This window comes from Burkholderia sp. E168m22 (assembly GCF_001319805.1).
GTDB lineage: Bacteria > Pseudomonadota > Gammaproteobacteria > Burkholderiales > Burkholderiaceae > Burkholderia > Burkholderia orbicola.
Map to the genome: position 1 here is coordinate 70,739 of NZ_BBSK01000139.1, position 10,302 is coordinate 81,040.

A 10,302-nucleotide genomic window follows, 5' to 3' on the forward strand; every position below is an offset into this window, starting at 1 on the left:
TTCAAGGATTGAAGGCACTGGCGAACCTGCGACGCACGCACGAGGATGCGTGCGACAAGAGGCACCCGGTACGGCCGCGCACTTACGGACGCAGCAGATCGAATCCGCCGAACACCACGACACCGCTGAGCACGATCATCGCGACGGAGTGCTGGCCGAAGTAGAGAATCGCGGCGGCGAGCCACGTCGTGATGCAGAAGGCGCCGATGCGGGCCATCGTGTGTTCCTCGAATGCGTGATGAGGTGAATGTGTGCCGCGCGGCGTTCGCCGCTCGAGCGGGCGAGCGGAGTACGCATGCGGACGGAAACGGCAACTCGGGAAGCCGCGATCGCGGCGCCGGCCCATGTCGCATGCCGCGCGCAACGGGGGCCGGGAGTCGAAGCCGGCGGCTTCGCGGTCGAGCACGGGAAGGCGCTCGACATGCGTAGCCAGCCGGCGAAGCGGCGATTTTACCAGCGCCGTCATGCCGCCCATCTGGCCCTTTCCCGATCCATTGTGCTCATCGCACGGCAATCCACCCGGCCCCGATATTCAAGTTTCGTGTGACGAATGCCGTAAACGAACTGGAAGGCGATTTTCGCCCTGTCACTTCGTTTACCGACATACGGACCGACACGATGCAGATCGATTTCTCCCCGACCGCGCGATCCCCGCTCGCGGATAGCGGCGTGGTCGCGAACCCGTCCGCCGCGACGTCGCCCACCGGCGCAACGAATGCCGCGAGCGCGACGGGCACGGACGGCACCACGGGCGCGACCGGCACGACGGGTGCGACCGGCACGACCAGCCCCTCCGGCGCGAAGGATTCGGCCGGCGCGACCGGCCAAACGCCCGGTGCGGCGGGCGCATCGTCGGAAGACCCGGCAGTTGCCCAGTTGAAGGCGCTGATCGAGCGGCTGCAGAAGCAGCTCGCGACGCTGGAGCGGCAGATGGCCACCGCCGCCCAGCGCGCGAAGGACGACCCGGCCGCGGCCGTCGAACAGCAGTCGCTGAGCGCGGAAGCCAGCGCGATTTCGGCCGCGCTCGCGACGGCGATCTCGCAACTCGCCGCGGCGCTCGAAAAATCCGGCGGCTCGCCGTCGGGCGGACTGGTGTCGACGCAGGCCTGAGGGGCCACGACCTCATCGGCTGCCCGCATTACAATCGCAAGCTCGTCTCCTTCTCAAGGATGGCTGAACGATGAATGCGGAACTCGACGACGACGAACTCGTTCGCTTCGACGCGCACGGCGGCACCCCGCTGCCGGCAGCCGACGCCGAAGGGTGGCTCGACCACGACGGCGCGCGCATCTGGCACGCGTCGTTCGGCCGGGGGCCGGCGGTCGTGCTGCTGCACGGCGGCCTCGGCCACGGCGGCAACTGGGGCAACCAGGTGCCGGCACTGCTCGCGGCCGGCTACCGCGCGATCGTGATCGACAGCTGCGGCCACGGCCGCAGCACGCGCGACGACCGCCCTTACTCCTACGAACGCATGGCATCGGACGTGCTGGCCGTCCTCGACGCGCTGCAGGTCGACCGTGCACGCTTCGTCGGCTGGAGCGATGGCGCGTGCATCGCGCTCGTGCTGGCCGCGCGCGCACCGGAACGCGCGGCCGGCGTGTTGTTCTTCGCCTGCAGCATGGATCCGGGCGGCACGAAGGAGATGGCGCCGAGCCTGCTGATCGACCGCTGCTTCGCGCGGCATCGCAAGGACTATGCGCAACTGTCCGCGACACCGGACCAATTCGACGCGTTCGTCGCGGCCGTCAGCGAAATGATGCGCACGCAACCGAATTACACCGCGCAGGATCTCGCGGCGATCGCCGTGCCGGTCGCGATCGTGCAGGGCGAGCACGACGAATTCATCCGGCCCGAGCATGCGGCGTACCTCGCGCGGACGATCCCGGGCGCGACGTTGACGATCCTGCCCGGCGTGAGTCATTTCGCGCCGCTGCAGCGGCCCGCGCGGTTCAACGCGGCGATGCTGGCGTTTCTCGACCGGCTGCCGGGATGATGCACGCACGGCCCGCCGGCGAGCGGGCGCGTGCGTCGGCCCGGGTTCAGACCATCGCGTTGTCGGCGCCCGGAATCTCGTGCGCCTTGATCTGCTTGCGCTGCAGCTTGTAGCGCAGCTTCCCGAGCATGCCGTCTTCGTGGCTGACACGCGTGATGTTCAGCACGTATTCGTCGTCCGGTGCGATGGCCTGCGCGCCCATGATCCATCGCACGCTTTCGCGATAGTCGTACAGCGACTTGTCGTTGATGTCGGCAAGGAAGAACGACAGCGCGGCCATCGCGGCCGGGTGACCGCCTTCGGCATGTCGGCGCAGTTCGTCGACGTAGCGATGGCGCGACGGATAGTCCTCGATGTCGCCGATGAACATCAGCATGCACTCGAGGCCGTCCGTATGCCCCATCTCGTGCGCCTTGCGCGCGGCCTCGACGGCCTCGGTCTGCATGCGCACGCGTTCGGCTCGGTCCGTGCTGGTCTGCCCGATGTGATGGTACGTGTAGCCGAGCCGGTACGCTGCCATGTTGCCGCCGGCCTCCATCGATTCGCGGAAGTAGTGGGCGGCGCGGTACGGGTCGGCCTCGACATGCATGCCTTCCTTGTAGAAGCAGCCGAGCAGGTAGTCGCACGAATTGCCGCCGGCCTCGTAGCCGAGCTGGCAGATGGCGAGGGCATCGGCGGGGCGCCGGTTTTCATACTCGAACGCGGTGGCGATCTGGTTCCATGCGAGCGAGCCGGGCTCGTTCTCGCGCGCGGCTTCGAGCCAGGCGTCGCCGCGCGCGTCGTCCTGGGCGAAGCCGAACGTGCCGGTGCGATGGGCATAGCCGCGCAGGATCATCGCCGACGTGCAGGCGCGTGCGTCCGATGCACGTTCGATCGCGCGGGGCAGCCAGTCGCCCTGTGGATCGAGGCCGAGCGCCAGCCGCAAACCCATCGCCATGGCGCGGTTGTCGTCGATCGGCTCGTTGCGTTCGGCTTCCTGCAGCCGCGCGTAGGCCTGTTCGTACTCGCTGCGCTTGAAATGGCTGTACGCGAGCCAGTGCAGCGTCTCCCAGCGGTGGTACGGATGCAGCGCGGCCTGCGCACGCGCGAGCGTCGCGGTCATCGCGCGGCGTGCATCGTCTTCGTCGTCATCCGCGTCGAGCGTGTTGCCGGCGTAGTCGTCGCGCCAGATCTCGTGCAGCAGCCGGTCCTTCTCGACCGCATCGAGGTGCGCGCACGCGTCGGACGCGACGAATGCGCGGATGTGATCGTGCGAGCCGCCCCAGCGCGGCTGCATGTACCAGATGAACGTACGCATCGGGAAGAACAGCTTCGGGTGGATGTGCAGCGTCGCTTCCATCCAGTACCACTTTTCCTTGCGCAGCTTCTTGCCCTGGACGGCGCCGGGCAGCGCGTCGGGAAATTCCGGCGGGCAGGCGGCCGGCACGTCGGGATTCAGTCCCGAACGCGCGAACATGTGCTGCAGTTCGGCGCGCGTGGCGTCGTCCTCGGCGCCGGCGTTCAGGTGCAACTCGGTGACGGGCCAGCGGCGCTCGCGCACGAGCTGCGCGAGCCACTCGGGTTCGCCGAACGACGACACGCTCGTGAAGATCACCATCGGCGCGCTCCACATCGTCGGCGCGAGCACCAGCGCGCGCAACGCGGCGACGAGCGTCAGCGTCGCGCACGCATGCGCGCCGATCCAGCCGGCTTCGGTCACCGTTTCGGCCCAGCCGCTGCCGCGGTACTCGTAGGCCCAGTGATGCCAGTAGTGCGCTTCGCACAGCCACGCATGCGCGGAGCGCGGGTTCGCGGCCTGCCACGCGCGCAGGCGCGCGAGGCCTTCGGCGCCGGCGTCGATGCACGGCTGCACGTCGGCCGGCAGCGCGTCGACGTATCGCGCTTCGGCGGTGCGATCGGCGAAGCTGGCGGCGAGCGCGGCATCGAGTTGCGCGTCGAGCGCGGCATGGTCGCCCGCGCGCAGCAGCGCGTCGACGTCGCAAATGTGCCAGCGGGATGGCGCGGGCGGAATCAGGTCGGCGGAAGCGGAGGACATGTCGGTATCGGCGGTCATGACGAAACGGGTTGGGGATCGAAGATGCGGTAGCGCTTCCACGGCAGCGCAAGCCAGTTTCCGGACGGATTGCGCAGGTACTCACGCACTTCCTGCGTGGCGCGCGACGACGCGGGGCCGTCCTGGCCGCTGCCGCGCAGCCACTGCTGGCGCGCCCGCGCATACGCGAGCCCGAAATCTTCCCAGCTGTCGAAGCTGTCCTGCGCGCGCTGCGCATTGAGCAGCAGCACGACCCACGCGTGCTGTTCGGACGCCCAGCCGAGCAGCGCGATGCAGCGCACGAGAAACGCGGTGCGCGCGCAGTCGAACGCGAGTGCGTCGCGCACGCGCCCGAGCGCGGCGAGTTGTTCGTAGAAGCCGTCGTGCGAGCGACCGACCCCGCGAATCCAGCCCGCGAGGATCGACGGCACACGCTGCACGATTTGCCACTCGGGCAGGTCGGCCGGCAGGTCGAGTTCGCGCCGCAGCTGGCGCGCGAGCTGTTCGCGCTGCGAGTCGGGCAGCGCATAGACGAGGTCGTCGCAATCGCAGCGCAGCCCGTTGCGGATCAGCAGGATGTCGGCCAGCGCGAGCGCCCAGCGGCGGCGGTTCGGCGGCGCCTGTTCGGCCTGCGCATGCGCGAGCCTGACGGCCGTGGTTTGCCGCACCGGCACCGCGCCGTCGGCGCCCGCGGCCTGGTCGGCGTCGACTTCGCGCACCAGCCGCGCGGCGACCCGGAACGAGCGCCATACGTACCACACGAGCCATAGCACGGCCGCGCCAAGCAGCAGTTTCAGCATGACGGGCTCCCGTCCGCCGGCGCGGGCAACGCGAATGTCGCGCACAGCGCGGGGTCGATCGCGATGCCTTCGATCTCGAATGCGGCCGTGGCCGGCGGTGCGTCGGGCGTGCGCGCGGCCGGCAGCGCATCGGCCGGCAACGCATGGCGCGCGGCCGCCGCGACGGCCGGATCGATCTGCCGCAACTGGCCGAGCGCATAGGGTGCGTTGCGCAACAGCAGCCATTGCAGCACGGCCGGCGGCTGCTCGAAATGCTCGATCAGGTGGAAGTTGGCGCTCATCACGCTCAGCAGATGGTCGGGCGAGCGCACGTCGGTGACGAAGGTCCAGGCGCCGGTGGCCGCGCCCGGTGCATCCGGCTCGAACACGAGGCCCATGCCCTCGCAATCGGGGTGACGCTCGCCGCGCGGCGCGAGCGCGCGCAGGAACTGGCGGACGTCGTCGGCATAGCGGCGCACCGGATGACGATTCTGCTTGCCCTTGATCTGGTCGATGCGCAGCCCGTCGCCGGTGGCTTGCAGACTGATCGTCACGTGCGGCTGGTTGCCCGCGCCGCGCAGCGTGAACAGGCGCAGCCGGCCGTCCCGCGCGGCTTGCGCGTACTGCTCGCCGTAGCCGCCGCGCAGCCGTCGGCGATCGGCGAACTGGCCCAGGCAGTGCTGCATGTAGTACGACTCGTATGCGAGCTCCTCACGCAGCGCCGCATGATCGCCGACGAATTCGAACACGATCCCGTTCGGCGTACGCAGTACCTCGCGCAACGCGAGGCCGCTGCTCGGCACCCAGCCTTTGTCGCGGCGCGCCTGCATCCGCTGGTGCTCGCGTTCCCACATGTCGAGCGCCATCGTACAGGTGATGCGCTGCAGTTTCTGCGCGAGCCGCGTGCCGGCGCGCGAGCGCAGGAATTCGACCAGCACGCGTTCGCGGTCGATCAGCAGCATGTGCTCGGGATCGATGAAGTAGAGCGGCGCCGGCTCGGCGGCGGGCGGCCGCGCCGCGTCGGCCGCCGGGCCGGAGGCCGGGGATGCCGCGGGGGCCGCGGATGCCGGTTGCGCGCGGAACCGGCGCACGAGCCATTCGGGTGCCGGCCGGTCGGCGCCGGCGAGCGCGCGGTAATCGGCGAGCGAAGCGAGCGGCTGCGCCTGCTCGAACGCACCGACGACCCAGCGGAAGAAATGGTTGCCGAGCCATGCGCGGATCTCGGCCGGATCGCCGCGCGCGGCGCTGCGGCGGGCGATGGCCGCCTTGATGTCGGGCGCATTGACGACATCGCGCGGCCGATAGGCCGACGCGGCCAAGGTTTCGGTCACGGGCTCACTCTCCGGTCGGGCAGGGCGTGCGCGGGCGGTGCGCGCGGGACCCTGGCGGTTCTTCTGGCTCAAGGGCGAAACGACGAGCGTACGCGCGCAAACAAACGCGGCGGCGTCGCGTAGTCCGGTTCAGGTCGGGCGGTGCGTGAACGTCACGCGAACGCGCGGGAGCCGATGACTCGGGAGCAGGCGAACGGAAAAGGGTGATTCATGGATTCTCTCAGGTCGGATCTTATTTTTGGCTTCCGCGAGTCTACTTCGATCCGTGCGGATGAATCAATCGCGCGGCTGGCCGGCGCCCGTGGATCTGACAAGACTTATCTCTTTTTCGTCGATTTTCGACGCGGCGCCATTCGGCCGCCGGATTCGATGCTGTTAAAACCGACAGGTTTTCGTGGAAAACGGGGGAGTGGCCCGGCCATGGCGGTCGCCTCGTCCCGCATTCCGCCTATCTCATAAGTTTTTCTTTCGGCTCGCGCAACATATCGTCGATTGTTGGCGATCGGACGGTAGCGGATAGTCCTGCTTCGACAGGACGGCCGCCGCCTTTTCCGCGCGACGCGGCCGGATCTGTTGTCCATGCAACCATCGGAAATAGAAGGAACCGCACTCATGCGATTCAATGCGACACGCGTCGCCGCGACCCTGTTCGTCGCCGCATGCGCGACCGCCACGGCCGGTAGCGCGGCCGCCGTCACGCAGGACGACCTCCACGACACTGTCACGCGCCATATCGCTCCGTTGATGAAGCAGTATGCGATCCCCGGCATGGCGATCGGCATCGTCGCCGACGGCAAGCCGCAGGTGTTCGACTACGGCGTGATGTCGAAGCAGACCGGCAAGCCGGTGACCGGCGACACGCTGTTCGAGATCGGCTCGGTCAGCAAGACGCTGACCGCGACGCTCGCCGCGGACGCGCAAGAGGGCGGCGAACTGTCGCTCGCGGACCCGGTGGCCAGATATCTGCCCGAGTTGCAGGGCAAGCCGTTCGGCGTCGTCACGCTGCTTCAGCTCGGCACGCACACGCCCGGCGGGACGCCGCTGCAGGTGCCGGACAGCATTCGCGACGATGCGGGTCTGATCCGCTATCTCGATGCGTGGCGGCCCGAGTATGCGCCGGGCACGCACCGCAAGTATTCGAACGTCGCGATCGGCATGCTCGGCTGGCTCACCGCGAAGGCGATGCACGAGGATTTCGCGACGCTGATGGAGCAGCGGCTCTTTCCCGCGCTCGGGATGACGCACACGACCATCGACGTGCCCGCCGCGCGCATGACCGACTATGCGCAGGGCTACACGAAGGACGGCAAGCCGGTGCGGATGTCGCAAGGCATGCTGTGGCAGCCGGCGTACGGCGTGCGGACCACGGCGGCCGACCTGCTGCGCTTCGTGCAGGCGAACCTGGGGATGATCCAGACGGCGCCGCGCCTGCAGCGCGCGATCGAACGTACGCACACCGGCTATTTCCGCGCGGGGCCGCTGACGCAGGACTTGATCTGGGAACAGTATCCGTACCCGGTCGCATTGCCGACGCTGCTGGCGGGCAACGCGCCGAAGATGCTGTTCGACGCGGTGCCGGCCAGCGCGATCCAGCCGCCGCTCGCGCCGAACCCCGCGACCTGGATCAACAAGACGGGCTCGACCGGCGGCTTCAGCACGTACGTCGCGTTCGTTCCCGCGAAGCGGATCGGGATTGTGATGCTCGCGAACGGCAACGTGCCGATCGAGGACCGCGTGAAGGTCGCCTACCGGATTCTCGGGTCGCTCGGCGACGGGCGGTGACGTCGCCATGCCCACCCGTCGGGAAATGCTCGTGATGGGCGGGCAAGCCGGTGTGCGGCGAGCGCGATACCGGTCGACGGAGGCGGACCGATCGAGCATCGCATGGGACGGAATCACGGGCGGGGCCGCGCTCGACGACGCGCGGCCGGCGGCACGGGATCACCGCGAACGGCTGCACGCCCATCGAAGCGGGTTGCGTCCGACACGACTCATCATCCCGCCGCGCGCAAAACTGTTTTAGTGATTCACCTCTTCCGCCGACGGCACCGGCCGTCGATACTGCGACGCACGATATTTCGCGAGACGTGCGCCGCATGGCCCGCCTCGCTTCCCGGAGCAGCGGATGAAAGGCAGCAGGATATTCGTGACGGGCGCGACCGGCTACATCGGCGGATCGGTGGCCGCGCGGCTCGTCGCGGCCGGGCACGTCGTCACCGGTTTGACGCGCGATGGCGACAACGCCGCGAAACTCGCGGCGGCCGGCATCATGCCGGTCGTCGGCACGCTCGACGATACGGCGCTGCTGCATGCGTTCGCGCGCGACGCGGATTGCGTCGTCAACGCGGCGAACAGCGATCACCGCGAGGCCGTCGAGACGATCATCGCGGCGCTGAGCGGCTCGGGCAAGGCGTTCCTGCACACGAGCGGCACGAGCGTGATCGCGGACGATGCGCAGGGCGCGCACGGCGACGCGATCGTGTTCGACGAAACGACGCCGATCGTCCATCCCGCGAAGGCCGAGCGCCGCGCGATCGACCGGCTCGTGATGTCGGCCGCCACCCTCGGCATCCGCTCGGCCGTGATCTGCAACAGCATGATCTATGGCGACGGGCTCGGGCTGCGTCGCGACAGCGCGCAACTGCCGCTGCTCGCGGCCATCGCGCGCGACGCCGGCGCGGTGCGCGTGATCGGCAAGGGGCTGAACCGCTGGTCGAACGTGCACGTCGACGATGTCGCCGATCTCTATCTGCACGCGGTCCATGCCGCGCCGCCGGGCGCGTTCTACTTCGCGGAAAACGGCGAAGCGTCGTTCGCGGAAATCGGTCTCGCGCTCGCCGCGCGGCTCGGTTTGCGGTCGGTCGTCGAATGGGACGTCGCCGATGCCGCCGAGGTGCTCGGTCACTCGCGCGCGCATTTCTCGCTCGCCTCGAACAGCCGCGTGAAGGCGCTGCGGGCGCGACGGGAACTCGGGTGGGCGCCGCGGCACGGCGCGATGCTCGACTGGATTCGCCACGAGATGCCCGTCGCGGCCTGACGCTGCCGCACCGCGTTGCCTGCTGAAACGCGCGTCGATCCGCACGTGCTTGCAGGCCCGGCCGCCCGTTTCACGTCCGAATATTCCGACAATATTCGCCGCGCATTATTGAATCGAAATCAACTATGATTCGCGCGCGAACCCGCTTATCAAAGCGGCGCGGCGGCACTATCGTGACGGTCCCTGATACCGCTGACGACTGCCGACCATGAAGACGACCCTCGACGAGATGCTCGCGTTCGTGACCATCGCCGATACCGGTTCATTGACGGGCGCGGCGGACAAACTGCATCAGCCGACCTCGGTGATGAGCCGGATTCTGCGGCGCCTCGAGGAGAAACTCGACACCACGCTGATCCGCCGCACGACACGCCGCCTCGAAATGACCGAGGAGGGCAAGCTCTTTCTCGACTACGCGCGCGAGATCATCGCGTCGGTCGAATTCGCCGAGGAACAGATCGTCAGCCAGCGCGAGGCGCCGGCCGGGCGGTTGCGGATCAATGCGGCGATGCCGTTCATGCAGCATGTGATCGCGCCGATGATGCCGGGCTTTCGCGACGCGTATCCGGCAATCGAGGCCGAACTTCATACGAGCGACGAAATCATCGACCTGCTCGAACACCGCACCGACGTCGCGATCCGGATCGGCGAGCTGCGCGATTCGACGCTGCATGCGCGCCGGCTCGGCAGCAGCCGGCTGCGCATTCTGGCGAGCCCGGCCTATCTGGAGAAAGCCGGCGTGCCGGCGAGCGTCGCCGATCTCGCGAACCATACGCTGCTCGGCTTCGTGCAGCCGGAAACGCTGAACCATTGGCCGCTGCGCACCGCGGACGATGGCGTGTACCGCATTCATCCGGCGTTGCAGGCGTCGAGCGGCGAGACGCTGCTGACGCTCGCGCTCAATGGCGCGGGCGTCGTATGCCTCGCCGACTACATGACGGGCACGCATCGCCGCGATGGCAGCCTCGTCGAACTGCTCGTCGACGACACCCTCGAGTTCCGCCAGCCGATTCATGCGGTGTTCTATCGCAACACGACGCTGTCGTCGCGCATCGTCAGCTTTCTCGACTATGTGAGCGCGCAGTTGAAGGCAGGCGGCGACATTGATTGATGTCGATGCCGCCCGCACG

The 10,302-nt window shown here is 68.5% G+C and carries 10 protein-coding genes; 6 read left to right on the forward strand and 4 right to left on the reverse strand.

Going from position 1 to position 10,302, the window contains the following annotated elements; all coding sequences use genetic code 11:
• Window positions 1-82: 82 nt before the first annotated feature.
• Entirely contained in the window at window positions 83-475 is a 393-nt protein-coding gene (locus AP428_RS37305; protein WP_197285623.1) for a hypothetical protein, read from the reverse strand.
• A gap of 143 nt (window positions 476-618) precedes the next feature.
• On the opposite strand from AP428_RS37305, the gene AP428_RS30905 reads away from it, so the two are divergent.
• Entirely contained in the window at window positions 619-1,110 is a 492-nt protein-coding gene (locus AP428_RS30905) for a hypothetical protein (RefSeq protein WP_054928596.1), read from the forward strand.
• A 70-nt stretch (window positions 1,111-1,180) separates the two neighbouring features.
• Window positions 1,181-1,993, forward strand: a complete 813-nt coding sequence (locus AP428_RS30910; RefSeq protein ID WP_011549263.1) for an alpha/beta fold hydrolase — start codon at window positions 1,181-1,183, stop codon at window positions 1,991-1,993.
• A 46-nt stretch (window positions 1,994-2,039) separates the two neighbouring features.
• Here AP428_RS30910 and AP428_RS30915 read toward each other — a convergent pair whose 3' ends face one another.
• From AP428_RS30915 to AP428_RS30925, 3 genes are read right to left on the reverse strand one after another with little or no spacing between them, the layout of a single operon-like run.
• On the reverse strand, window positions 2,040-4,028 hold the full coding sequence (locus tag AP428_RS30915) for a DUF4034 domain-containing protein (protein WP_226292107.1): 1,989 nt from the start codon (window positions 4,026-4,028) through the stop codon (window positions 2,040-2,042).
• 14 nt (window positions 4,029-4,042) lie between these two features.
• Entirely contained in the window at window positions 4,043-4,825 is a 783-nt protein-coding gene (locus AP428_RS30920) for a DUF1266 domain-containing protein (RefSeq protein ID WP_011549261.1), read from the reverse strand.
• Entirely contained in the window at window positions 4,819-6,135 is a 1,317-nt protein-coding gene (locus tag AP428_RS30925; RefSeq protein ID WP_041489522.1) for a hypothetical protein, read from the reverse strand. The genes AP428_RS30920 and AP428_RS30925 overlap by 7 nt, the downstream gene beginning before the upstream one ends.
• A 210-nt stretch (window positions 6,136-6,345) precedes the next feature.
• Here AP428_RS30925 and AP428_RS37015 point away from each other — a divergent pair, with 210 nt between their 5' ends.
• The 4 genes from AP428_RS37015 to AP428_RS30940 all read left to right on the forward strand — a co-directional run bounded on the left by AP428_RS37015 (window position 6,346) and on the right by AP428_RS30940 (window position 10,283).
• A complete protein-coding gene (locus tag AP428_RS37015; RefSeq protein WP_156349365.1) occupies window positions 6,346-6,594 on the forward strand; it encodes a hypothetical protein in 249 nt (82 codons plus the stop codon).
• 153 nt (window positions 6,595-6,747) lie between these two features.
• Window positions 6,748-7,917, forward strand: a complete 1,170-nt coding sequence (gene ampC / locus AP428_RS30930; RefSeq protein WP_011549259.1) for a class C beta-lactamase — start codon at window positions 6,748-6,750, stop codon at window positions 7,915-7,917.
• A gap of 343 nt (window positions 7,918-8,260) precedes the next feature.
• Window positions 8,261-9,172, forward strand: a complete 912-nt coding sequence (locus AP428_RS30935) for an NAD-dependent epimerase/dehydratase family protein (protein ID WP_054928547.1) — start codon at window positions 8,261-8,263, stop codon at window positions 9,170-9,172.
• Between the two features lie 208 nt (window positions 9,173-9,380).
• Window positions 9,381-10,283, forward strand: coding sequence for a LysR substrate-binding domain-containing protein (locus tag AP428_RS30940; protein WP_054928548.1), 903 nt, complete (start codon window positions 9,381-9,383; stop codon window positions 10,281-10,283).
• The last annotated feature ends 19 nt before the right edge of the window (window positions 10,284-10,302 follow it).